20 protein-coding genes are annotated in these 23,599 nt (G+C 64.4%); 9 read left to right on the plus strand and 11 right to left on the minus strand.

Translation table 11 applies throughout. The features are described 5' to 3' along the window. Positions 1-4 precede the first annotated feature (4 nt). Entirely contained in the window at positions 5-994 is a 990-nt protein-coding gene (gene exbB, locus NKJ58_RS01215) for a tonB-system energizer ExbB (RefSeq protein WP_023687757.1), read from the minus strand. 325 nt (positions 995-1,319) lie between these two features. On the opposite strand from exbB, the gene NKJ58_RS01220 reads away from it, so the two are divergent. Continuing rightward, positions 1,320-1,988, plus strand: a complete 669-nt coding sequence (locus NKJ58_RS01220; RefSeq protein ID WP_023686098.1) for a cysteine hydrolase family protein — start codon at positions 1,320-1,322, stop codon at positions 1,986-1,988. Between the two features lie 195 nt (positions 1,989-2,183). Here the strand turns inward: NKJ58_RS01220 and NKJ58_RS01225 are convergent, their stop codons facing one another. Continuing rightward, positions 2,184-3,143 carry an LLM class flavin-dependent oxidoreductase gene (locus tag NKJ58_RS01225; RefSeq protein WP_023732922.1) on the minus strand — a complete coding sequence of 320 codons (960 nt, stop codon included), beginning with the start codon at positions 3,141-3,143 and terminating at the stop codon, positions 2,184-2,186. A 170-nt stretch (positions 3,144-3,313) separates the two neighbouring features. After that, on the minus strand, positions 3,314-3,469 hold the full coding sequence (locus NKJ58_RS01230; protein ID WP_023670454.1) for a hypothetical protein: 156 nt from the start codon (positions 3,467-3,469) through the stop codon (positions 3,314-3,316). Positions 3,470-3,701: 232 nt separating this feature from the next. Between NKJ58_RS01230 and NKJ58_RS01235 the strand changes: the two genes are divergently transcribed. Further along, positions 3,702-4,469 (plus strand): SDR family NAD(P)-dependent oxidoreductase, encoded by a 768-nt coding sequence (locus NKJ58_RS01235; RefSeq protein WP_023686096.1) that lies wholly within the window; start codon positions 3,702-3,704, stop codon positions 4,467-4,469. Positions 4,470-4,493: 24 nt separating this feature from the next. Here the strand turns inward: NKJ58_RS01235 and NKJ58_RS01240 are convergent, their stop codons facing one another. The 8 genes from NKJ58_RS01240 to NKJ58_RS01275 form a co-directional block, all read right to left on the minus strand. Further along, the gene (locus tag NKJ58_RS01240) at positions 4,494-5,438 is read right to left on the minus strand and encodes an ABC transporter permease (protein WP_023683938.1); all 945 of its coding nucleotides are present in this window, start codon (positions 5,436-5,438) and stop codon (positions 4,494-4,496) included. Further along, the gene (locus NKJ58_RS01245) at positions 5,435-6,490 is read right to left on the minus strand and encodes an ABC transporter permease (RefSeq protein ID WP_023683937.1); all 1,056 of its coding nucleotides are present in this window, start codon (positions 6,488-6,490) and stop codon (positions 5,435-5,437) included. Before NKJ58_RS01245 ends, NKJ58_RS01240 begins: the two co-directional genes overlap by 4 nt. Positions 6,491-6,771: 281 nt before the next feature. Further along, positions 6,772-8,283: an ABC transporter ATP-binding protein gene (locus NKJ58_RS01250; RefSeq protein ID WP_352519156.1), complete on the minus strand. Its 1,512-nt coding sequence runs from the start codon at positions 8,281-8,283 to the stop codon at positions 6,772-6,774. A 174-nt stretch (positions 8,284-8,457) separates the two neighbouring features. Further along, positions 8,458-9,483: a BMP family protein gene (locus NKJ58_RS01255; RefSeq protein WP_023670460.1), complete on the minus strand. Its 1,026-nt coding sequence runs from the start codon at positions 9,481-9,483 to the stop codon at positions 8,458-8,460. A gap of 128 nt (positions 9,484-9,611) precedes the next feature. Beyond that, entirely contained in the window at positions 9,612-10,559 is a 948-nt protein-coding gene (locus NKJ58_RS01260; protein WP_023694459.1) for an ABC transporter permease, read from the minus strand. A gap of 2 nt (positions 10,560-10,561) precedes the next feature. Beyond that, complete coding sequence (locus NKJ58_RS01265; protein WP_352500527.1) at positions 10,562-11,533, minus strand: ABC transporter permease; 972 nt, start codon at positions 11,531-11,533, stop codon at positions 10,562-10,564. Between the two features lies 1 nt (position 11,534). Continuing rightward, positions 11,535-13,052 (minus strand): sugar ABC transporter ATP-binding protein, encoded by a 1,518-nt coding sequence (locus NKJ58_RS01270; RefSeq protein ID WP_023710192.1) that lies wholly within the window; start codon positions 13,050-13,052, stop codon positions 11,535-11,537. 48 nt (positions 13,053-13,100) lie between these two features. Then, entirely contained in the window at positions 13,101-14,114 is a 1,014-nt protein-coding gene (locus NKJ58_RS01275; RefSeq protein WP_023670464.1) for an ABC transporter substrate-binding protein, read from the minus strand. Positions 14,115-14,318: 204 nt separating this feature from the next. Here NKJ58_RS01275 and NKJ58_RS01280 point away from each other — a divergent pair, with 204 nt between their 5' ends. The 7 genes from NKJ58_RS01280 (at position 14,319) to NKJ58_RS01310 (ending at position 23,331) form a co-directional block, all read left to right on the plus strand. Beyond that, positions 14,319-16,739, plus strand: coding sequence for a glucan 1,4-alpha-glucosidase (locus NKJ58_RS01280; RefSeq protein ID WP_502902261.1), 2,421 nt, complete (start codon positions 14,319-14,321; stop codon positions 16,737-16,739). Between the two features lie 47 nt (positions 16,740-16,786). Continuing rightward, positions 16,787-17,800 (plus strand): phosphogluconate dehydrogenase (NAD(+)-dependent, decarboxylating), encoded by a 1,014-nt coding sequence (gnd, locus tag NKJ58_RS01285; protein ID WP_023694463.1) that lies wholly within the window; start codon positions 16,787-16,789, stop codon positions 17,798-17,800. A gap of 23 nt (positions 17,801-17,823) precedes the next feature. Next, entirely contained in the window at positions 17,824-19,197 is a 1,374-nt protein-coding gene (gene zwf / locus NKJ58_RS01290) for a glucose-6-phosphate dehydrogenase (protein ID WP_023687745.1), read from the plus strand. Between the two features lie 116 nt (positions 19,198-19,313). Beyond that, positions 19,314-20,018, plus strand: coding sequence for an ROK family protein (locus NKJ58_RS01295; protein ID WP_023807698.1), 705 nt, complete (start codon positions 19,314-19,316; stop codon positions 20,016-20,018). 214 nt (positions 20,019-20,232) lie between these two features. Next, positions 20,233-20,697, plus strand: a complete 465-nt coding sequence (locus NKJ58_RS01300; protein ID WP_023687743.1) for a Ros/MucR family transcriptional regulator — start codon at positions 20,233-20,235, stop codon at positions 20,695-20,697. A gap of 133 nt (positions 20,698-20,830) precedes the next feature. Next, complete coding sequence (locus tag NKJ58_RS01305) at positions 20,831-21,931, plus strand: aminotransferase class I/II-fold pyridoxal phosphate-dependent enzyme (RefSeq protein ID WP_023670471.1); 1,101 nt, start codon at positions 20,831-20,833, stop codon at positions 21,929-21,931. A gap of 158 nt (positions 21,932-22,089) precedes the next feature. After that, on the plus strand, positions 22,090-23,331 hold the full coding sequence (locus NKJ58_RS01310) for an MFS transporter (RefSeq protein WP_023670472.1): 1,242 nt from the start codon (positions 22,090-22,092) through the stop codon (positions 23,329-23,331). Positions 23,332-23,599 lie beyond the last annotated feature (268 nt).

Below are 23,599 nucleotides of genomic sequence, written 5' to 3' on the forward strand. Positions count from 1 at the left end.
CCCATCACTCCGCCGCCAGCGCTGGCGCCTGCGGCACCGTGCGGAAATCGAGATCGCGGCTGACCAGCCGCTCGACCCCGGCCGAGGCATCGGCAAGGAGCTGCCGGTAGCCGGCTATCGACCGCGCAAAGACGTTGTAGATGACCACCGCGGGAATGGCCGCGACCAGGCCCATCGCCGTGGCGAGCAGCGCCTCGGCGATGCCGGGCGCGACGACCGCGAGGTTGGTGGTCTGCGCCTGCGAGATGCCGATGAAGGCGTTCATGATGCCCCAGACGGTGCCGAACAAGCCCACGAAGGGCGCCGTCGAGCCGATCGTCGCCAGCACGCCGGTGCCGCGCGACATGCGCCGCGCCGCCGCCGCTTCGATGCGCGACAGGCGCGACGTCACGCGTTCCTTCAGCCCGTCGCCGGTGACATGGCCGAGCGCACCGGCCGAAAGGGCAGTCTCTTCCTCGGCCGCCCGCACCAAAAGCGCACCGGGGCCGCCACTGTTGCCAAGCGCGCGCCCGGCCTGGCGCAGCGTGGCGGCATTGCCGATGGCGCGCGCAGCGCGACGGGCGCCGAGCTTGCCGAAGAGAATCTCCAGCGATTTGGCCAGCCACACCGTCCAGGTGACCAGCGAGGCGAAGGCCAACCCGATCATCACCGCCTTGACGATGATGTCGGCGGCCATGAACATGCCCCAGGGCGACAGATCGTGCGGCAGCGTCAGCGATATTGCCGAAGGCTCGGCCTGCGCGGATGCACCGGGCTGGGTTGCCGGCTGTGGCGCGGTCGGCGCCGCCTGCCCGGCAGTTGGCGAAGCCGGCGCGACAGGCGCAGCCGGTGCGGGCCGTTCGACTGCGACCGGGGAAGGCTGGGCCGCCGACCGGGCAGCTGCAGCGGGTTCCGTCGTCACCCTGGGCTGCGTGTTTGGCTGCTCTTGCGCAGCAGCGCTGCCGGCCGACAGCATGACCGCGGCCAGCGCCGCCAACAAACCATTTCTGGACACGCTTCTTCCTCGCTTCGTCATTGCACGTACGATCGGCTGGTCGGTGACGGAATGTCGACCCCGGAAATCCAGCCACTGGTTCTGGCTTCTCTCAAACGCGGCACAGCCGCTGGAAACAATTCAGGCGGCCGAGTGCCCTGCTTGACTATAAAACATGAGTTTACTAGTCAACAAACAAGATGGCTTTTTTGGCCAACGATTATCGGCGCGATGTCTCAGCGGCACATCGTCCTGGCGTCGGTCTACCTGGTGTCGTCGCACTGAGGGATGGACGGCCGCAGGGTTGCTGGGCCACGATACCGGGCAGCAATTGAGGCAGGCTGCGATGATCAAGGCGATACCGTTCGATTTCCCCTATGACGGCCGGCTGGTGCCGGCAAACACCGCGTTGCTGGTCATCGACCTGCAGGAGGATTTCCTCTCGCCGACCGGCTATTTCGCCAGGAAGGGTTATGACCCCGCGCCGCTGCGCGCCATCCTGCCGACAGTCAACCGACTGATATCAGCGGCACGCGCGGCCGGCCTCACCATCATTCACACCAGGCAGGGATATCGCGGCGACATGGCCGACATGACGCCGTACGAGAGATGGCGCCGCAAGCGGGCGGGTCTCGAAGGCACCGACGTGCTGCTGCGCTCCGGCCCCGGCTTTCAGATCGTCGCCGACATCGACGTCGCGCCGCACGACATCATCGTCGACAAGACCTGCAACAGCGCCTTCACCTACACCGACCTGGAACTTGTGCTGCGCGCACGCGGCATCACCCATCTGATCTTTTCCGGCTGCACGACCGATGTCTGCGTGCACACGACGCTGCGCGAGGCCTGCGACCGCAATTTCCAGTGCCTGACCATCGCCGATGCCTGCGCCAGCGGCGACCAATACGCGCATGACGCGGCGCTGCATATGGTGACGGTGGAGGACGGGGTATTTGGTACGCTGACGGAATCTGACGCGGTGTTGGAGGCGCTGGCAGTGCTGAGTGGTGATTAGACGCTGGCGGGACAGCACCCCTCTGCCCTGCCGGGCATCCCCCGCAAGGAGGGCGATCAGACATCACGTCGGCTTTCGCCAATTACCAACGTTGAGAGCCGGCGCTCAAGCTGCCAATCTTCCCCTTTGAGGGGGAGATGTCCGGCAGGACAGAGGGGGGTGCTGTCCCCGCCGGCGTTCCCGATCGCGATCTCGCTACCCAGCTGCGTGAATATCCGACCCGCCCCGCGAGGCAAACGCGCCGGGCTGCGGCACCTCCGCCTCACGGCGTGCCAGCGAATTACGCAAGAGCGCGATCGTCTCGCGGCCGACGCCGGCGATCTCGCGCGGCCTGTCGACGCCAACGATCATGAACTCGCTGATGCCCAGCGCCGCATAGGACAGCAGCGACAGGGCGATCTGCGCCGGTGGTCCGGAAAGTTCGACCGCCTTGTGTCCGACGGTAGAGGCGCCACCCTCCGAGCGGACCCGGACCGGAAGCGCAAAACGCAGCTTGCCGGCGCGGCCATGCTCGGCGGCGGCGCTGCGCGCCCGTTCCATCAGCTGGCGGATCTCGTCGGGCGAACCAGGCGCCAGCTCGAAGACGTCGGCATGGCGGCCGGCGACCTTCAGCGCCGTGCCGGACTGGCCACCCATGCGGATGGTGATATCGACGCCATGCGGCCCCTTGCGCGGCACATAGCCACCCTTGATGCTGTAGAACGCACCTTCATGGTCGAAGGGCCGGTCGTTCGACCACAGCCGCTTCAGCAGCACCAGATATTCGTCGATGCGCTGCCAGACCACGGTGTGGCCGACCGGACGCGTCTCGGCATCGTCGTCATCCAGCGGCTCGCTCAGCATCCTCAGCGCCAGCCGGCCGCCACTCCTGGCGTCGAGCGCCGCCAGTTGCCGCGCCGCAACCGCAGGCGCGATCACGCCGGCCCAGTGCGTCAGCACCACTTCCAGCGACGAGGTGCGGTCCAGCGCCTGGGCGGCGATGTCCATATTGGTCAACAGCCCGGCCGGGTCGTCGACGACGATGTTCTGGAAGCCGGAATCCTCGATCAGCGACAGCTTTGTCGCCGTCTCGACGAAATCATAGAAGAACGGAACGGCCGAACCGGCGTCGGCGGCATGCGTTTTACCGGGAACATGCGTGAACTCGATCGGCATTGCCATCTCCTCCATCACGTTGGATGTATGTCGCCCAAAAGTGGCCCCGGTTTTTGAGACGACGACATGCGTAAAAACAAGCGGTCAGCGCCAAAGCGCATCCGCATTCGGTTCATCAACTCCGGTCACTCACTGAAAGCGATAGGTCGCCACCCTTCGGCCTGAACGGGTCAGGGAATCAAGCCGAGCACGACTGCCCCGGTGAACACGAACGCAAGGGCAAAGACGAGATAGGCGAAGGCGCCGGCATAGGCCGGGCGGAAAGCCTGGCTATTGGCCAGCCTCTGGCTGGTGCGGTCCGTCTCGGCGTTCTGGATATAGGACATATCGACCTCCGTCTTGCGGATTAATCTATAAAATCAGTAGACTTTGTCGAGTGCTATTTTTTGGCGATATGTAGAACGATTTTCTCAGTATGCCTTATTATTTGGTTTTGGATTGCTGGGGGACCCCTGCTGGCGACAAGCGAGCGACAAGCTTGGCCGACGTCTGCATAGGCGATAGCATCGCCATTCCGGCATAAATGCGGATCATTTCGATCGGGAACGGGAACAGAACATGGGTACAAGACTAGCCGGCAAGATTGCAATCATCTCGGGCGGCGCGACCGGAATGGGCGGAGCGGCCTCGGAATTGTTCGCCGCCGAAGGCGCCAAGGTGGCGATCATCGACCGCAATGGCGAGGCGGCGGCAGCCACTGCGGCGGCGATACGCGCGCGGGGACATATCGCCGAACACTGGGTGGCCGACGTCTCGGACGAGGCGCAGGTCGAGGCCGCAGTGAAGGCGGCGACTGCCAGGCTCGGCCCGGCCACGGTGTTGTTCAACCATGCCGGCACCATCGTGATAAAGCCGTTCCTGGAGACGACAGTGCAGGAATGGGACTGGCTGCATGCGGTCAATGTCCGCTCGATGTTCCTGATGACGCGCGCCGTGTTGCCGGGCATGATCGCTGCCGGTGGCGGTTCGATCGTCTGCACCTCGTCGATCTCGGCTGTGGCGGCCACACCCATGGAGGTGCTCTACGACACCACCAAGGGCGCCTGCCACATGTTCGCGCGCGCCATCGCAGTCGAATTCCGCGACCGCAACATACGCTGCAACGCCGTCTGTCCCGGCTTCATCCGCACGCCGCACGGCCTGCGCGAGGTCGCCGATCTCGGCAAGCTCGGCGTCGACGTGTCGGACGCCGCATTGGCCGCACAGCAGGGCCGCATCGGTGAGCCGGAGGAAGTGGCCAAGGCAGCGCTGTACCTCGCCAGCGATGAGTCCAGCTTCGTTAACGGGACGCATCTGTTTGTCGATAATGGTTTTACGGCGATGTGAGTATCCCAGGCTTGGCCTACTCGCTTACCGCTCTTCTCGTCGAAACGGCTTCAGCAGCGCCGACGGCGCAACCGCGTTGCGTGACATCACGGCCATCGCGACGATGGTGAAAATGAACGGCAGCATCAAGAACGTCTCATAGGGAATATGCCCGAGGCCGCTCGCCTGCATGCGCAATTGTAGCGCATCGACGAAGGCGAACAGCAGCGCCGCGCCCGCAGAGCGCCACGGGTCCCAGCGGCCGAACACGACCAGCGCGATCGCCACCCAGCCACGGCCCGACACGACACCAAAGGTGAAGGCGTTGAACTGTGCCATGGTGAGGAAGGCGCCCGCAAGCCCCATCAGCGCACCGCCGAGGATGACCGCCTGGAAGCGCGTGGCGATGACGCTGACCCCAGCGGAATCAGCGGCGCGCGGGTTCTCGCCGACCATCCGCACCGACAGCCCCCAAGGCGTGCGGTCGAGCACGAAAGCAGCGAGCGGGATGGCAATGATTGCCAAGTAGACCAGCGCAAACTGGTTGAAAACCGCTGACCCCAGAACCGGAATATCCGACAGCAGCGGGATCGGCACCGTCTGAAAACCCTTGATGCTGGGCGGCACCGATTGCTGGCCGAAGGTCAGACGGTAGAGGAAATAGGCAAGGCCGGACGAGAACAAAGTAACGCCGATGCCGCAGACATGCTGGCTGAGGCCGAGCGCCACCGTGAACAGCGCATGCAGCGCGCTCATCGCCATGCCGGTCAACACCGCGGCCAGCACGCCGAGCCACAGGCTGCCGCTGAGGCTGGCGGCGGTGAAGCCGGTCATCGCGCAGAGCAGCATGATGCCTTCGATACCGAGATTGAGCACGCCGGCCCGCTCGGAGAACATCTCGCCCAGCGTGGCAAATGCCAGCGGCGTGGCGATGCGGATAATGGCGGCGAGGAAGCCGACCTGAAAGATCTGTTCGAACACCGCGCTCATAAGGCGGCACCGACGCGGCGGATGCGATAGGCCGTGAACAGCAGCGCCACCAGCATGGCGAGCAGCGCCGTGCCCTGGATGACATCGCTGAGGAACGCCGGCACGCCGGTGGCGCGCGACATCGCTTCGGCGCCGGTCATCACGGCGGCCAGGAAGATCGCCGCCGGTACGACGCCGAGCGGATTGAGCCTGGCCAGCATGGCAACGACGATGCCGGAATAGCCATAGCCCGGCGAAATGTCGCTCATCACCTGGAAATGCACGCCGCCGACCTCGCCGACGCCGGCAAGCCCGGCCAGCGCGCCCGACAGCAGCGCCGTCGAGATCAGCACCCGCTCGACATGTATGCCGCCATAGCGGGCGGCTTCCGGGCTTTCGCCGGTGACCCTGATCCGGAAGCCGAGCGTGGTCCGCACGATCAGGAACCAGATCAACGGTGCCGCGATCAACGCGGCGATGACACCCAGATGCAGCCTTGTGCCTTCGAGCAGCACCGGGAAATTCGCCGAATCCTCGATCGGCGGCGAGATCGGATAGCCGCTGAACGAGTCCTTCCACGGCCCCTCGATCAGCGCCATCAGCGCATAGTAGATGACCGAGTTGAGCAGCAGCGAGCTGACGACGTCATCCACCTTGAATTTGACCCTGAGCGTCGCGGGCACCAGCGCTACCGCGGCACCGGCAGCAGCGCCCGCCAGCGCCATCGACAGGATCGCCAGCGCGCCCGGCATTGGGATGGCGCCGACGAAGCAGCTGGCCACGGCGCCGGCCAGCAATTGGCCCTCGGCGCCGATGTTCCAGAATTTGGCCCGGAAGGCGACGGCCACAGCCAGCCCGGTGAAGATCATCGGGGCGGCGCGCACCAGCGTTTCGGTGATGGCATAGCTGTCGCCGAACGAGGCCGACAGCATCACGCCATAGGCCTCAAGCACGCCGGCGCCGGCCAGCGCGATGAGGCCGCTGCACAGGACCAGCGCTGCGCCGATGGCCAGCAGCGGCAAAGCGAGATTGAACCAGGCGGGGGTGGAACTGCGGGCTTCGAGGCGGAACATCAGCTATGCCCCTCCGCCGCCCAGACGGTCGCGCCGCCCTTCATCCGCCTGCCGGCACCTTCTCCCCGTATAGACACGGGGAGAAGGGATCTGGGCCCTATGCAACTCCCCTCTTGCAGCTGTGGCGATTGGCGAAACCATGGGTGAGAGCCCCTCTCCCCGTCTCTATACGGGGAGAGGATGCCGGCAGGCAGGTGAGGGGCAGCGCTGACGCTTAAAGTCAGCCAAAAGCGGGCAGTATTATTTGAGGTTTCTGCGAGGAACCGAGTGAGAAAGTCCATCTAGGCTCTGCCCTCCGCCCCGGTCATCAGCAGCCCAAGCCGCGCGATGTTCGCATCGGCGCTGTCCAGCGTGCCGGCGATGCGGCCCTCATACATCACCGCGATGCGGTCGCAGAGCACCAGCAGCTCTTCGAGATCCTCGCCGATGACGATGATCCCGCAGCCCTTCGCGCGCATGTCGAGGAATTTTTCGTGGATGAAGCGGGCGGCGCCGATGTCGAGGCCGCGCGTCGGCTGCGAGACGATCAGCACCTTCGGGTCGAAAGCCAGTTCGCGCGCCAGCAGCGCCTTCTGCAGATTGCCGCCCGACAGCGCGCCGGCGCGGGTCATCGGCCCGGGGCACCTGATGTCATAGGCCTTGATCTGTTCTTCGGCGAAGGCGCGGATCGCATCTGGCTTGAGCAGGCCCCGGCTGCTGAAAGCCGCAGTACCAATGCGCGGCAACACCATGGAATCGGCGAGCGGCAGATTGGTGACCAGCCCGGTCGTCATACGGTCTTCCGGGATGCGGCCAAGGCCGAGCGCCTGCACCTCGCGCGGCGAGAACCGCGTAGCAGGTTTGCCGGCTATCGTCATCGCGCCGGCGTCGGGCGCGCGCGTGCCGGAAATCACCTCGGCCAGCGCCCGCTGGCCATTGCCGGAGACCCCGGCAATGCCGAGGATTTCGCCCGCGCGAACGGCAAGCGATACGTCGCGCAGCGGCGTCCCCGAATGCCGTGAGGTGGAAATACCGTCGAGCGTCAGCACCGCCGCGCCTGGGGTCGAAGGTCCTCTTGCCGGCGGCACGATCTCATGGCCGCACATCAGCTGCGCCATTTCTGCCGATGTCGTGTTCGCCGGATCGTCGACACGGCCGGCGACGCGGCCGTGCCGCAATACGGTGCAGCGATGGGTGAGCGCCCGCACCTCGTTCAATTTATGCGAGATGAAGATGATGCCGAGCCCCTGCGCCGCCATCGAGCGCAGCGCCGAAAACAGCCCGTCGACCTCGCCCGGCGCCAACACCGCCGTCGGCTCGTCGAGGATTAACAGCCTGGCGCCGCGAAACAGCGCCTTGACGATTTCGAGCCGCTGCTGCTCGCCGACCGACAGCGCGGAGACAGGCAGGTTGGGGTCCAGCGTCAGCCCATACTGACGGCTGATGTCGGACAACCGGGCAAGTCCGCCGGCGCCGTCGATGCGGCCGGATTTGCCGGGAATGCCAATCAGAAGGTTTTCCAGGACCGTCAGCCTTGGCGCCAAATGAAAATGCTGGTGCACCATGCCGATGCCGGCGGCCAGCGCATCGGCCGAACTGGTGATCCGCACGGTCTTGCCCCGGATAAGAATCTCGCCGGCATCCGGCGCATAGGCGCCGAACAGCACATTCATCAGCGTCGTCTTGCCGGCGCCGTTTTCGCCCAGCAGGCCGAGGATCTCACCTGGGGCGACGCTTAGATCGACAGCCTCATTCGCCTTGACGGCGCCGAAGCTCTTGGTGATGCCGCGCATTTCGATGAGAGGGGCGGACAAGGATGCTCCTGCGGAGATACCCCTCCCCCTCGAGGGGAGGGTGCCGAGCGAAGCGAGGCGGGTGGGGTCACCTCAACTGCCTCAACCCATGACTTAGCAGGATGGAGCACTTCGCGGAGGACCCCACCCGGCCCTGCGGGCCACCCTCCCCTCAAGGGGAGGGGGTGCGCCGAGCTAATCCGAAACCGGCGTGTTCTCATCCACATCCACCCGGAAATTGCCTTCCAGGATCTCGGCCTTCTTCTTCTCGACCAGATCCTTCACATCCGCCGGCAGCGTCTTGTCGAATTTATGGTAGGGCGCCAGGAACGACCCGCCCTTGGCCATGCGCGAGAAATCGCCATAATCCTGCGCGGTGAAGACACCGGCCTTGACCAGCTTGATCGCCTGCTCGACCGTCGGATACATGTCCCAGACCGGCCCGGTTATGACCGTGTCGGGGCCGAGGCTCGACTGGTCGGACATGTTGGAGATGGCGAGGATCTTCTTGTCCACCGCCGCCTCGATGACGCCGAAGCGCTCGGCATAGATGACATCAACGCCGGCATCGATCTGGGCGACCGCCGCTTCCTTGGCCTTGGGCGGATCGAAGAACGAGCCAATGAAGGCGACCTTCTTCTTGATGTTGGGATTGACCTCCTTGGCGCCGGCAAAGAAGGCGTTGACCAGCCGGTTCACTTCCGGAATGCCCATGGCCGCCACCGCGCCGATCGTGCCCGACTTCGACATCTTGCCGGCGATCATGCCGGACAGATAGGCCGGCTCGTGGATCCAGTTGTCGAAGACGCCGAAATTGGGCTCGGCCGGGCCGGCGCCCGAGCCGAACAGCCATGCCGTCTTCGGGAACTGCTTTGCCGTGCGGCGCGATTCACGCTCGGCGGCGAAGGCGTCGCCCAGCACCAGCTGGTACCCGCCTTGCGCATATTCGCGCATGACGCGGCTGAAATCGGCGGTCTGCACCTTTTCCGACCATTTGTATTCGATGCCGAGTTCCTTCTCGGCCTTCTGCAGGGCGACGTGGATCTGGTTGTCCCACGGCTCCTCGATCGGCGTGGCGAAGATCGCCGCCACCTTCAGCTTCTTGTCCTTGGCGAAGGCTGCACCCGGCAGCATGGCTGCGGCCAGGCCAAGTGCGCCGAGTTCCAGCACGTCGCGCCGCGACAGGCCGGTCGATTGCGATTTGTTTTTCCGGTTTTCCATCTAGTGCCCCTCTGTTTGACAGCCGTGTCGAGCCGGCTGTTCCGAAATCAGACGCGGAACTATGGAACGGGTGCGGACTTTTGTCCACATGGTCAAATTTAGCGGGACTGCTGCCGGGCTCACGCCTTTTAGCGCAGCGCCTTCTCGCCGCCGGCTACGGTGATGACGCCGACGATGATCAGCCCGGTCAGCAACAGCCGAACGCCGGCGCTGACGCCGAACGTGTTGAGCATGGTCAGAAGCAGTACCAGGAACAGCGCCGCGCCCCAGACACCGGGAACATTGGCCTTGCCGCCGGCGACCGAGGTGCCGCCGATGACGACGACGGCGATCGAGGCCAGCAGGTACTCGTTGCCGATATCGACATTGGCGCCGCGGAAATAGCCGGCGAGCAGCGCCCCATCCATGCCGCCGAGCGCGCCCGACAGCGTGTAAGTCAGGAAGCGGGTGCGGCCGACATTGACGCCGGCAAGCCACGCGGCGCGGATGTTCTGGCCGATCGCCAGCACCGAGCGGCCATAGATCATGCGCTGCAAGGCGATGGCCGCACCGATGCTGAACAACACGGTAAGGATCGCCAGCACTGGAATGCCCAGGATTTGCCAGTTCGCAAAATCGGCAAAGCCGGGCGGCGGCTTGATCTGCAGGCCACGCCCATAGCTGATGTCGATCGACTGGATGATGAAGCTGGCCGACAGAGTGGCGATGATCGGCGGGATCCTCAGCGCCCAGATCAGGAGATAGTTGACGGCACCGATGGCGGCGCCGCAGGCGAGCGCGGCGAGCAGCCCGACCACGATCATGGAATCGCTGCCGCCCATGACCTTCATGGCGACGGCACTGGCGAGCCCGATATTGGCCGGCAGCGACAGGTCGACATTGCCTGGCCCGAGCGTGATGACGAACATTTGGCCGACTCCGACGATGACGGTGAACACCGCCAGCGACAGTGCCGCCGTGACCATGCCACCGCCGCCATAGCCGCCGGTGAAAGCGATGGTCGCCAGCCAGACGAACATCGCGCCGATGAACGACCATATCCAGGGTTTGGCGGCCAGCGATTTAACCAGCGTCATCGCTACCTCTCCCTGCGGCTGATCAGGACGCGGGCTGCCAGCACGATGATCAGGATGGCGCCGTTGGCGGCGACCTGCCAATCCGGCGGAATGTGCATGAAGGTGAGCAGAGGCGATGCCGCCAGCGCCAGTGTCAGCGCGCCGAGCACGGCGCCGATCGGCGACACCCGGCCGCCGACGAACTCGCCGCCGCCGAGAATGACGCCGGCGATCGCCAGCAGCGTGTAGCCATTGCCGATATTGGCGTCGGCCGAGGTGGTGATGCCGATCAGCGCCATGCCGGACAGAACGCCGAATAGGCCGGTCAGCGCAAACAGCACGATCTTGGTTCGAAGCAGCGACCAGCCAGCGCGCCTGAGCGCCGCCGGATTGCCGCCGGATCCCCGCAGGATGACGCCATAGGAGGTGCGCATCAGCCCAAAATGCACCACCGCTGCGATCGCCAGCGCGGCGATGATAGGGAACGGAATGAAGGGCGGCTTGAAGGCCATCAGCGACAAGAGCCAGTCCGGCGCCTTGCCACCGGGCTTGGGCAGCACCAGAATGGCAAGCCCCTGCCAGACGAAGCTCATGCCCAGCGTTACCACGATCGACGGCAGATTGCGCAGATGGATCAATGCGCCCACCAGTGCATAGACCCCGATGGCGCCGAGCAGGATGACCACGCCGAGCAGCGGCGCGTCCTTCAGCCAGGTCGCGGTGACGCAGCCGACAAAGCCGACAAAGGTGCCGATCGACAGATCGAGCTCATTGCCGGCGATGACGAACATCTGGGCGATCGTCGCCAGCGCGATCGGGATAGCCAGGTTCAACATCAGGCTGAAGCCGAAATAGCTGATGGCGCGTGGGTTGAGCCAGGCGATGGCGATAACCACCAGCGCCAGCGACAGCGCCGGCAACAGGCTGCGCAACAGGCGCGCGCGGGCGGCACTGCTGCGCGGCGAGGTCGTCGGGCCGGGAGCGATTGCCGTCATCTCAGGCCGCGTCGCCGAATGAGGACTGGATGATCTTTTCCTCGGTCAGCTCGTCGCGCGTGAGATTGGCGACGATGCGGCCGTTCTTGAAGACATGGATGTGGTCGCAATTGTCGAGCTCTTCGGTCTCGGTGGTGTACCAGAGGAAGGTCCGGCCCTTGGCCGCCTCCTCGCGCACGAGATCGTAGACCTCAAGCTTGGTGCCGATGTCCACGCCGCGCATCGGATCGTCCATCAGCACGATCTGCGCATCGGAACCCAGTGCGCGGGCAAACAGCGCCTTCTGCTGGTTGCCGCCGGACAGCGAGAAGATGTTGTTGGTCATGTCAGGCGTGCGGATGCCGATCTTCTGCTTCCAAAACTCAGCAAGCTCGGCCTCGCGCTGCGGCGAGATCAGCAACCCTTTGCGCAGCCGCGCCAGCGAGCGGATGCCGATGTTTTCGGCAATAGACCATTGCGGGAAAATGCCGTCCGATTGGCGGTCTCCGGCCACCAGCGCCACCGGGGCGGTCACCTCGATATCAAGCCTTCTACGCGTCGCGGCGGCAAAGATCGCCAGCAACAGGTCGGTCTGGCCATGGCCGGCAAGCCCGGCAAGCCCGATGATCTCGCCGGCGCGAGCGACAAGCTCCTTGCCATCCTGCTGCCGCTCGGGCCGCGCCCGCACCCTGAGCGGGCCCGCCGCCGGCCTGGCGGCGATCTCCGCCGCGATCTTCTCGCGCGCTTCCGCGCCGCCCATGGTGGCCACCAGCCGGTCGCGGTCGAACGCTTTTGCAACGTCCGTGGCGACCACCTTGCCGTCGCGCATGACCACGATGCGGTCGGCATTCTGCAGCACCTCGCCCAGCACATGCGAGATCAGGATGCAGCTGCCCCCGGTGGCTACGAAACGGCGCACGAAGGCAAGCAGCTGGCCCGCAGTATGCGCGTCCAGCGAAGAGGTCGGCTCGTCGAGAATGACCAGGTCGAGCGGATCGCGCGTCACCGTGAAGGCGCGCGCCACCTCGACCATCTGCCGCCGGCCGATGGAGAGATCGCCGGCAATGTCGTCTGCCGAGATGCCGTGATCTGGAAAGATTTCGTCCAGCTTGGCGGCAATGAGAGCAGCCGCCTTGCGTCGCCAGCCGAAGCCGGTGAGCGCCGGATGGTTGATGCGCGTATTCTCCGCGATACTGAGGTTAGGGCAGAGCGACAGTTCCTGGAACACGCAGCGTATGCCGAGTTTCAGCGCGCGCGCCACCGAGTAGTCGGTTTCGGCATTGCCACGCACCGCGATCTCACCGCCATCGGGCTGCAGCGTACCGGCCACCATATGCATCAGCGTCGATTTGCCGGCGCCGTTGTGGCCGACCAGCCCGACGCATTCGCCTGATACAACATGGAAGTCGACGCCGTTAAGCGCCCGAACGGCGCCGAAATGTTTTTCGGCGCCGTTCAGCCTGATGATGTCCAAATGGGCGGCGCCGATTTGTTTTTCGGCGCCGCCCAGTCTGATGATGTCCGTATTGGCCTCAGGCATGCTCAACGATATCCGGTCGGTCATGCCGCTGGCAATGAATGCAATGCATCACTTGATATTGGCTTTGATCGCCGCGATTGCGTCTTCCTGGCTGTATTCGTGGGTGGCGACGCCGCCCTCCTTGATTTTCGGCAGCTCGGTCTCGAAATTGTCTTGGGTAAAGGCGAGATACGGCACCAAAAGGTCATGCGGAATGTCCGTGCGGCCGTCGAGCACCTGCTGCGCCACCCAGAAGGCCAGCGACGACACGCCGGGCGCGATCGAGGCCGACCAGGTCTGGTAGCCATCCTTGTCCTTCTGCTCCTTCCACCATTTCAGCTCGTCCTGGCGGTTGCCCATGATGATGGTCGGACGCGGCTTGCCTGCGGCGGCAAAGGCTTGTGCCGCGCCATAACCGTCACCGCCCTGGTCGACGATGCCGACGATGTCGGGCAACGAAGGCAGGATCGTCGCGACCGCCTTCTGCGCCGTCGTCTGGTCCCAGTCGCCGGTCACCGAACCGACGATCTTGAACTCGGGATGGGCGGCGACGCCTTCGAGGATGCCGGCATGGATGGCATCGTCGATCGAGGTGCCGGCAAGGCCGCGGATTTCCAGCAAATTGCCGCCCTTGGGCTGGAACTTGGCCATCTGCTCGACTTCCTGCTTGCCCATGTCCTTGAAGTCGACGACGACGCGGTAGGCGCAAGGTTCGGTGACCGTCCCGTCGAAGGAGACGACGACGATGCCGGCATCGCAGGCCTGCTTGATGGCGCCGTTCAGCGCATCCGGCGATGCGGCATTGATGACGATGGCGTCATAGCCCTGCAGGATCAGGTTCTGCACCTGGGCAGCCTGGGTCGGCACTTCCTTGTCGGCGGTGGTGAAGATGTCGGCGGCGCCGACGATCTTATCCTCCACCGCCTTCTTGGTGACGATGCCGTAGCTGTCGAGCATCGCCTGGCGCCACGAATTGCCGGCGTAATTGTTGGAGAAGGCGATCTTCTTGCCGCTGGTGTCGGCAAGCGCCGTGCCCGAGGCGAGCATCGCCGCCAGAGCGCTCAGGACGAGCAGTGTCTTCATGTCATAATCCTCCCATGGATTGTCGGCCCCGCCGACTGTTGCAGATGGTTTTGGCGTTGTCTGCCTGTTTTTTATCTATTGTCAGACAAATTCAGATACGCCCGCTTGTCAACTGCGATCGATCACGCTTGGACGATCAACTTCAGGTGCGGCGGTTGAAAAGCCTTCGCGTGCTGGTCTAGGGAAGGGTCCAGGAGACCATGCATGGCAGCGATGCCGCCGACCCTTCCCCCCAGTGCACCCAAAAGAATGGGCGCCCCCGGAATTCCGGCGCGCTGGACGTCAAGCGCCAAGAGCGGCGTAGGTGCCGCGCTTTCGCCGGCGAGCCGCGTCTGGTTCACGCTCAGCCATGGCATCGTCAACGAGGTCTATTATCCCGGCCTCGACAGCGCCTGCACGCGCGACATGGGACTGCTGGTCACCGGTCCCGGCGGCTGGTTCTCCGAGGAGAAGCGTGACGCCACGCATGCCATCGAGCCGTTCGAGGACGGCGTGCCCGCCTACCGGCTGGTCAACGCGACGGCGCGTTACCGGATCGAAAAGCGCATCCTGGCGGATCCGGCGCGCCCGGCCCTGCTGCAGGAAATCAGCTTCACGGCACTCGAGGGCGTGGCCACGGACTACCGCGTCTACGCCCTGCTGGCGCCGCATCTGGTCAATGCCGGCATGGGCAACACCGTCTGGATCGGCGTGCACAAGGGCAAGCCGATGCTGTTTGCGTCCGGGCACGGCGCCTGCTTGGCGCTTGCCTCCTCGCTGCCCTGGGGCGACTGCTCGGCCGGCTATGCAGGCTTTTCCGACGGCTGGCAGCAACTCAGCCGCGCCGGCCGGCTCGATCCGACCTGCCAAAGGGCGGAGGACGGCAATGTCGCGCTGACCGGCGAGATCGGCTTTTCCTTACGCAACAGCAAAGCCTTGCTTGCGCTTGGGTTTGGGGCAACGCCGGATGAAGCGGCCGAAAACGCCGCCGCCAGCCTGAAACGCGGTTTTGAGCCGGCGGCAAAGGCCTATGTCGCGAAATGGCGGAAATGGCAGGCAGGCCTGACGCAGCTCGACCACCATGATGCATCCGGGCTCAACACCTACCGCGTCAGCACAGCGGTGCTGGCGACGCACCTGTCGCTGGCGAGGCCCGGTGCGGCCGTTGCCAGCCTGTCGATCCCCTGGGGAGCGAGCAAGGGCGACGACGACCTCGGCGGCTATCATCTGGTCTGGCCGCGCGACCTCGTCGAAACCGCGGGCGGCTTCCTCGCCGCCGGCGATCCGGCGCAGGCGCTTGAGATCCTCGCCTATCTCCGTTCCATCCAGCAGCCGGACGGCCACTGGCCACAAAATGTGTGGCTCGACGGCTCGCTCTATTGGCCGGGCATCCAGATGGACGAATGCGCCTTCCCGCTGCTGCTTGCCGATGGGCTGCACCGCGCCGGCCACCTGCCGCGCGCCAAGCTCGCCGCCTTCATGCCGATGATCGAGAAGGCCGTGTCCTATGTCGTGCGCAATGGTCCCGTCACCGGGCAGGACCGCTGGGAAGAGGATGCCGGCTACAGCCCATTCACGCTCGCCGTCGAAATATCGGCACTGCTTGGCGCCGCCGATCTGTTCGACGTCAACGGCAAACCCGAGCCGGCTAACTATTTGCGCGAGGTCGCGGATTGCTGGAACGACCAGATCGAGCGCTGGACCTATGTCAGCGGCACACCGGAGTGCCACGAGGCTGGCGTCGACGGCTACTACATCCGCATCGCGCCGGCCGACGCTTCAGGCGCCGCATCGCCGAAGGACGGCTTCGTACCGATCAAGAACCGTCCGCCGGGCGATACCGACAAGCCGGCCGAAGCGATTGTCAGCCCGGACGCGCTGGCGCTGGTCCGCTTCGGCCTCAGGGCCGCGGACGATCCGCGCATCGTCGGCACGGTCAAGATCATAGACGCGCAACTGCGCTGCGACCTGCCGCAAGGGCCTCTCTGGTATCGCTACACCAGCGACGGTTATGGCGAACACGCCGACGGCGCGCCCTTCGACGGCAACGGCCAGGGCCGGCCCTGGCCGTTGCTGGCCGGCGAACGCGCCCACTACGAGCTGGCCGCCGGTAACAAGGACAAGGCGGCAAGCCTGCTCAGGACATTCGAGGCTTCGGCTGGCCTGGGCGGTCTGCTGCCGGAACAGGTCTGGGACAGCACCGACCTACCGGAGCGCGAATTGTGGCTGGGCAGGCCGTCGGGCAGCGCCATGCCGCTGGTCTGGGCGCATTCGGAACACATCAAGCTGTTGCGCTCGCTCCGCGACGGCGCCGTCTTCGACATGCCGCCGCAATGCGTCAAGCGCTATATCAGGGACAAGACCGGCTCGCCGCTGAGGATATGGCGCTTCAACAACAGGCTGCGCACCATGGAAGCCGGCAAGACGCTGCGGGTTGAACTGCTGCAGCCCGCACTGATCCGCTGGAGCGGCGACCAGTGGCAGACCAGCCATGAAATCAACACGTCCGTGAATGTCTTTGGCGTCCATCTGGCGGATCTGCCGGTGGCCGATATTCCGCGAGGTAATACGATCGTCTTCACTTTTTTCTGGCCCGACGGCGACCGTTGGGAGAATGTCGACTTCACCGTCGGCATTGAGAACTAACTCGCCAGCAATTTTCTTTTCTTTCCTCAAGCGACTAGGACAAGACCATGCAGATCGGAATGATGGGACTGGGCAGGATGGGCGCCAACATGGTGCGCCGCCTGATGCGCGACGGCCATGAATGCGTCGTCTACGACATCAACCCGGCAAGCGTTGCCGGCCTGGTTGCCGATGGCGCCATCGGCGCCGCTTCCATGGAAGAGTTCGTCGGCAAGCTGTCCAAGCCGCGTAGCGCCTGGCTGATGCTGCCGGCGGCGATCACCGGCAAGATCGCCGACCAGGTGGCAGCATTGATGGAGCCCGGCGACATCATCATCGACGGCGGCAATTCCTATTATCACGACGCTGTCGACCAGGCGGCCGAGCTTGCGGCCAAGGGCCTGCACTATGTCGATGTCGGCACCAGCGGCGGCGTCTGGGGCTTGGAGCGCGGCTACTGCCTGATGATCGGCGGCCCCGATACGGCGGTCAAACACCTCGATCCGATCTTCGCCACGCTGGCGCCCGGCGCCGATGCCGGCGCCACGCCCGACAAGGCGGGCGGGACCGCACCCTTTGGCTACCTGCATTGCGGACCGAGCGGCGCCGGCCATTTCGTCAAGATGATCCACAACGGCATCGAATATGGCGTCATGGCCGCCTACGCCGAAGGCATGAACATCCTGAAATCGGCCAATGCCGGCAAAAGACAGCGCACTGCCGACGCCGAGACCAGCCCTTTGGAAAACCCGCAATACTATCAGTTCGACATCGACCTGCCGCAGGTGGCCGAGGTCTGGCGCCATGGCAGTGTGATCGGCTCCTGGCTGCTCGACCTCACCGCCGGCGCTCTGAAGAGCGACCCGGCATTGGCCCAGTTCGGCGGCCGCGTCTCCGATTCCGGTGAAGGCCGCTGGACGCTGAAGGCGGCGATCGACACCGGCGTGCCGGCGCCGGTTCTGTCCTCGGCTTTGTTCGACCGCTTCTCCTCGCAGGGCGAATCCGAATTCGCCGACAAGCTGCTGTCGGCCATGCGCTATGCCTTTGGCGGCCATGTCGAAAAGCCGAAGGCCGGCAAGTGAAGGCCGCAGGGGAGACGCGCAAGATGAGCCCGGAACGGTCCGACACGCTGGTGCTCTTCGGAGCAACCGGCGACCTTGCCCACAAGAAGATATTTCCGGCCCTCTACCAGATGGTAGCCAAGGGGACGCTGACCGAGCCGGTGATCGGCGTCGCCTTCGATGCCTGGGACATCAACCAATTGCAGGCGAGGGCCCGCGACGGCATCGTCAACGCTCTCGGCAAGATCGACGAAAAGATCTTCGCCAAATTCGCCAGTCTGCTGCGCTATGTCAGCGGCGACTACCGCGACGGCGCGACCTTCGAGAAGCTGAAGACGGCGCTCGGCTCGGCGCAGCGGCCTCTGCACTATATGGCGGTGCCGCCGACCATGTTCGAGACCGTCGTCCAGGGGCTGGAGCAATCCGGTACCGCGCATGGCGCGCGGCTGATGGTGGAAAAGCCGTTCGGCCACGATCTCCAATCGGCGCGCTGGCTGAACCGCGTGCTGCATCTGGTGTTCGAAGAGCAGTCGATCTTCCGCATCGACCACTATCTCGGCAAGGAGGCGATCCAGAACCTGCTCTATTTCCGCTTTGCCAATTCCTTTCTCGAGCCGATCTGGAACCGCAACTTCGTCGAAAGCGTACAGATCACCATGGCCGAGGACTTCGGCGTCGAAGGCCGTGGCAAATTCTATGACGATGTCGGCGCTATCCGCGATGTGATCGAGAACCATCTGCTCAACATCCTTTTGCTGCTCGCCATGGAACCGCCGGTCGGCCGCTCGGCCGACGATCTGATCGACGAGAAGGTGCAGGTGCTGCGCGCCATCCGCACGCTGACCAAGGACGACGTCGTGCGCGGCCAGTTCACAGGCTATCTCGCTGAACCCGGCGTGAAGCCGAACTCGCCGGTCGAAACCTTTGCCGCGGTGCGCTTCATGGTCGACACCTGGCGCTGGCAGGACGTGCCCTTCTTCATCCGCACCGGCAAGAACATGCCGGTGCATGTGACCGAAGTGATCGTGCGGCTGAAGCGGCCGCCGCTGGACGTCTTCGATCCGATCAAGCCCAGCGACGCCAATTACGTGCGCTTCCGCATCGACCCGCAGGTGGCGATCTCGATCGGCGCGCAACGCAAGGCACCCGGCGACGACATGGTCGGCGAGCAGGTCGAGCTCACCGCGCTCGACGATTCGAAGGGCGACATGCCGCCCTATGAGCGGCTGATCGGCGATGCCATGAACGGCAATGGCCAATTGTTCACCCGCCAGGATGCCAGCGAGCTTGCCTGGCGCATTGTCGGCCCGGTGCTCGGCGACACCACGCCGCCGCATATGTATGAGCCGAAGACCTGGGGGCCGGCCGACGCCATGGCCAGCTTCGGGCCGCCCAACGGCTGGATCAATCCGAGTTGAGCAATTCAGGAAGGTGCGAGCGGTTTTTCCGTCCGGAATTGCGTAAAAACAAAGAGTTGGAGCATTCCCCCGTTCCCTGAAACGGGGGAATGCGCCAAGTGAGCGGAGGAAACGACATGGCCAAGGCAGCCAGGCCCGCGAAGGCCAAGGCCGAACCGATCGTGCTGACGATCGATGTCGGCGGCTCGCATGTGAAAATCCTCACCAGCGCAGGCGGCGAGATGCGCCGAGCCGATTCCGGACCGGATCTGACGCCGCAGCAGATGGTCGCCACGGTGAAGACGCTGGCCGAAGGGCTGGCCTATGACGTGATCTCGATGGGCTATCCCGGCCCGGTCAAGCACAACAGGCCTTCGCTCGATCCCGCCAATCTCGGCAAGGGCTGGGACGGCTACGATTTTGCCGCCGCCTTCGGCAAGCCGGTCAAGGTCGTCAACGACGCGCTGCTGCAGGCGATCGGCAGCTACGATGGCGGGCGCATGCTGTTCCTCGGCCTCGGCACCGGCCTGGGCGCGGCGATGATCCTCAACAATGTCGGCCAGCCGATGGAACTGGCGCATCTGCCGTACCGCAAGGGCGGCAGTTTCGAAGACTATGTCGGCGAGCGCGGCCTGGAGAAATACGGCAAGAAAAAATGGCGCAAATACGTTTTCGACGTCGTCGGGCGGCTGCGTGCGGCGCTGCAGCCGGATTATGTCGTCATCGGCGGCGGCAATGTCGACAGACTGGATGAATTGCCCGCCACATCCAGGCGCGGCGACAATACGCGCGCTTTCGAGGGCGGTTTTCGACTATGGCGCGACAAGGCGCTGATCGTCTGATAGTATTAAAATTCAGTATAGTTGTTCAAAATGACGTGTGGCGCGATACGAAGTCATTGCGTTACGCAGATTTGGCGATTAGATCGGTGGCACCGGATGGAATCATCTGGCGCAACCGCACATATGCGGCAAGACAAATGACTAGAGCGGATTTCCGGCTCCGCTGGGACCGCTCTGGGAGTTTCCGCCACCCCCCTAGCGACGGAGAGATAAATTGGCCGACGACAGCAACGACTCTGACAAGGACATCGACCTGCTCGAGCTTACCGCCCATATCGTGTCCGCTTACGTCGAGAAGAACCGCTTGCCCGTTGCCGGCCTGAGCGATCTCATCGCCAGCGTTGCGGCGTCGATCGGAGGGCTCAGCCAGCCGCCGGCCCCAGTGGCGGCGCCGCAGATCCCGGCCGTCAATCCCAAGCGGTCGGTGACGCCGGATTACATCATCTGCCTCGAGGACGGCAAAAAATTCAAATCGCTGAAGCGCCATCTCGGCGTCCATTTCAACCTGACGCCGGAAGCCTATCGTACCAAATGGGGCCTGCCGGCCGACTATCCGATGGTTGCCCCCAACTACGCGGCGTCGCGCTCCGAGCTGGCCAAGTCGATCGGCCTCGGCCGCAAGGCTGCAGTGGCCGCGCCGGCGAAAGCCAAGGGTCGGAAGGCCAAAGTTCCGGCCTGAGTGGGATCAGCGCCTCGGCCCTGAGCCAATCGTTTGGACGGCTGAAACAGAAGCCTGCCGGCGAATGAGCCTTGGCAGGCTTCGTGCTTTTATGGCTTGTACCTCTCAGTGTCAGGACTTTGGGGGAGCAGCCATGAACTACGCCAGAATGGTGATCGAGAAAGAGGCGCCGGAGGAATACGGCTACGATCGCATTCGGTTCAATCTCTCCGAAAGCTCGATCGCCGATCAGAAACTCTCCGACGTCGGCCTGTCGCTGCCGGATCTCACGCTGTTCTACGGCGAGCATCGCGGCGACAAGGAGTTGCGGGCGCTGATCGCGGCGCAGGATTCCGGCATTTCGCCTGACGATGTTCTTGTGACCGCCGGTGCGGCGGGCGCGCTCTTCATCATTTCGACCTCGCTTCTGTCGGAGCGCGACCACCTTGTCGTCGTCCGGCCGAACTACGCCACCAACATCGAGACCCCCAAGGCGATCGGCTGCGCCATCTCCTATGTCGATCTCGATTTCGACGCAGGCTTTGCCATCGATTTCGGCCGCGTCGCCGCCAGCATGCAACCGAACACCAAGCTGATCAGCGTCACCTGCCCGCACAACCCGACCGGCACGATGATGGGCCGGGCCGATCTCGACGCGCTGATTGCGCTGGCCGAAGCGAGCGGCTGCCATCTGCTGGTCGACGAGACCTATCGCGACCTCTCCTATGGACAGCGCCTGCCGGCGGCGGCTTCTCTCAGCCCCAAAGCGATCAGCGTCTCGTCGCTGTCGAAAGCCTTCGGCATTCCCGGCATCCGCATTGGCTGGCTGATCACCAGCGATGCCGAACTGCAGGAGCGCTTCCTCGCCGCCAAGGAGCAGATCGGCATTTGCGGCAGCGTCATCGACGAAGGCATTGCGCGCGGCATGCTGGGGCGCCGCGACGCTTTCTTGGGCGCGCTGCTGCCCGAGATGGCGAAACGCCGCGACATCGTGCAAGCCTGGATCGACCGCGAGCCGCTGGTCGACTGGGTGCGGCCACAAGGCGGCGTCGTCGGATTTCCAAGGCTCGTTGTCAGTCCAGACTTCGACCTCGACCGTTTCTACGTCAATCTCTTGGAAAACCACGGCACCTATGTCGGTCCCGGCCACTGGTTTGATATGCCCAAGCGCTTCTTCCGCGTCGGTTTCGGCTGGCCGAAAGAGGCGGAATTACAGGGCGGCCTCGACGCCATTTCCGCCGCGCTGAGGCAGTAACGTCCGCGTGCAATCGGGCGAGCGGCTTGAAAACCGCTTGATCCGGGCCCGATTTTCACGCATACGCGCCCCGAACTTTGATAAGTTTCATTGGCCGGAACAGCGCCCATTTCCGGGAAGTGCCCCGCCGGCCAATGCAAGCAACGGGGCCTGTATCCATGACATCCCATTCCCATACACCGCCTGACCGGCGTTACGCCGCCTTCCGCCATCGCTCCTTCCTGAGCTATTGGGCGGCGCGTTTCCTGACCACCTTCGCCACCATGATCGTGTCCGTCGCCGTCGGCTGGCAGATCTATGATCTGACGCGCGATCCCTTCGATCTCGGCATTGTCGGCATCGTCCAGTTCCTGCCGTCGCTGCTGCTGGTGCTGGTCACCGGCGTTGTCGCCGACCGTTTCGGCCGCCGCCTGATCATGGCGCTGGCGACGGTAGTCGAGGCAGGTTGTGCGCTTGTCCTGTTGTACTTCACGCTGCGCGGTCTCGTCAGCCCGCTGCCGATCTTCATCGTGCTGGCTATGTTCGGCCTGGCGCGCGCTTTTTATGGGCCGGCCTCGTCGTCGCTGTTCGCCAACCTTGTTCCGCCGGAAGATTTCGGCAATGCGATCGCCTGGAACTCGTCCGCCTGGCAAACGGCGACCATTGTCGGCCCGGTCGCCGGCGGCCTGCTCTATGGCGTCTCGGCCGAAGCCGCTTACGCCGTTGCCTCCGTGCTGATGCTGGTGGCCGGTCTGCTGATCTTCACCATTCCGAAACCGGCCCAGCAGAGCGCCACCGACAAGCCGACGATGGAGACGCTGTTTGCCGGCTTCCGATACATCTGGAGCGAGAAGATCGTCCTGGGCGCCATCTCGCTCGACCTCTTCGCCGTGCTTCTGTCCGGTGCCTCGGCGCTGCTGCCGGTCTATGCCCGCGATATTCTGGAACTCGGCCCGTGGGGCCTCGGCCTGCTGCGCTCGGCGCCCGGCATCGGCGCCATCTGTGTCGCGGTCTGGCTTGCCGGGCATCCGCTGCGCGACAGTGCCGGCAAGATCATGCTCGGCTTCGTCGCCGGGTTCGGCGCCTTCACCGTGCTGTTCGGCGTCTCGACCATCACCTGGCTGTCGATCCTGGCCCTTGCCGGCCTCGGCGCCACCGACATGTTCAGCGTCTATATCAGGGAGACGCTGATCCAGCTGTGGACACCCGACGAGGTGCGCGGCCGCGTCAACGCCGTCAACCAGGTCTTCGTCGGCGCCTCCAACGAAGTCGGCGAGTTCCGCGCCGGCACCATGGCGGCGCTGATCGGCACCGTGCCGGCGGTGGTGATCGGCGGCGTCGGTGCGATTGCCGTCGCCGGACTGTGGGCGGTGCTGTTTCCGCAACTGCGAAGGGTGCGGCATCTCAACAGCCGCAACTGATCGAGTAAGCCGCAGGATCCGGCGCTCGGTCCAAATCAGCTTGCGCCGATGACGGCTGAGATGGGCCGGAAGCGGATGGGCCGGTTCTGGGCGAACTAGCCAGAAGGCGGGGCAGCCACAGGGTGGACATTTCAGTCCATATGGAAAATGATTATGTTGCCATGCACAATACTGCAGTGCTCTGGTCTCGACGAGAAACCTTAAATATAGAAGAGAACCACCCGACCTCCGGGTCCAGCTAGCGGGGACGCAAATGGACACTTCAGGG

This window comes from Mesorhizobium sp. M0139 (assembly GCF_040322455.1).
GTDB lineage: Bacteria > Pseudomonadota > Alphaproteobacteria > Rhizobiales > Rhizobiaceae > Mesorhizobium.

Coding starts and splice junctions, on each gene's coding strand:
- NKJ58_RS01230 (WP_023670454.1), bottom strand. CDS start 3,469: ATGTCCTATATCCAGAACGCCGAGACGGACCGCACCAGCCAGAGGCTG.
- NKJ58_RS01225 (WP_023732922.1), bottom strand. CDS start 3,143: ATGCCGATCGAGTTCACGCATGTTCCCGGTAAAACGCATGCCGCCGAC.
- NKJ58_RS01245 (WP_023683937.1), bottom strand. CDS start 6,490: ATGTTCCGCCTCGAAGCCCGCAGTTCCACCCCCGCCTGGTTCAATCTC.
- NKJ58_RS01265 (WP_352500527.1), bottom strand. CDS start 11,533: ATGACGGCAATCGCTCCCGGCCCGACGACCTCGCCGCGCAGCAGTGCC.
- NKJ58_RS01295 (WP_023807698.1), top strand. CDS start 19,314: ATGGCCAAGGCAGCCAGGCCCGCGAAGGCCAAGGCCGAACCGATCGTG.
- NKJ58_RS01305 (WP_023670471.1), top strand. CDS start 20,831: ATGAACTACGCCAGAATGGTGATCGAGAAAGAGGCGCCGGAGGAATAC.
- NKJ58_RS01270 (WP_023710192.1), bottom strand. CDS start 13,052: ATGCCTGAGGCCAATACGGACATCATCAGACTGGGCGGCGCCGAAAAA.
- NKJ58_RS01220 (WP_023686098.1), top strand. CDS start 1,320: ATGATCAAGGCGATACCGTTCGATTTCCCCTATGACGGCCGGCTGGTG.
- NKJ58_RS01310 (WP_023670472.1), top strand. CDS start 22,090: ATGACATCCCATTCCCATACACCGCCTGACCGGCGTTACGCCGCCTTC.
- zwf (WP_023687745.1), top strand. CDS start 17,824: ATGAGCCCGGAACGGTCCGACACGCTGGTGCTCTTCGGAGCAACCGGC.
- gnd (WP_023694463.1), top strand. CDS start 16,787: ATGCAGATCGGAATGATGGGACTGGGCAGGATGGGCGCCAACATGGTG.
- NKJ58_RS01255 (WP_023670460.1), bottom strand. CDS start 9,483: ATGGAAAACCGGAAAAACAAATCGCAATCGACCGGCCTGTCGCGGCGC.
- NKJ58_RS01260 (WP_023694459.1), bottom strand. CDS start 10,559: ATGACGCTGGTTAAATCGCTGGCCGCCAAACCCTGGATATGGTCGTTC.
- NKJ58_RS01280 (WP_502902261.1), top strand. CDS start 14,319: ATGGCAGCGATGCCGCCGACCCTTCCCCCCAGTGCACCCAAAAGAATG.
- NKJ58_RS01275 (WP_023670464.1), bottom strand. CDS start 14,114: ATGAAGACACTGCTCGTCCTGAGCGCTCTGGCGGCGATGCTCGCCTCG.
- NKJ58_RS01240 (WP_023683938.1), bottom strand. CDS start 5,438: ATGAGCGCGGTGTTCGAACAGATCTTTCAGGTCGGCTTCCTCGCCGCC.
- NKJ58_RS01235 (WP_023686096.1), top strand. CDS start 3,702: ATGGGTACAAGACTAGCCGGCAAGATTGCAATCATCTCGGGCGGCGCG.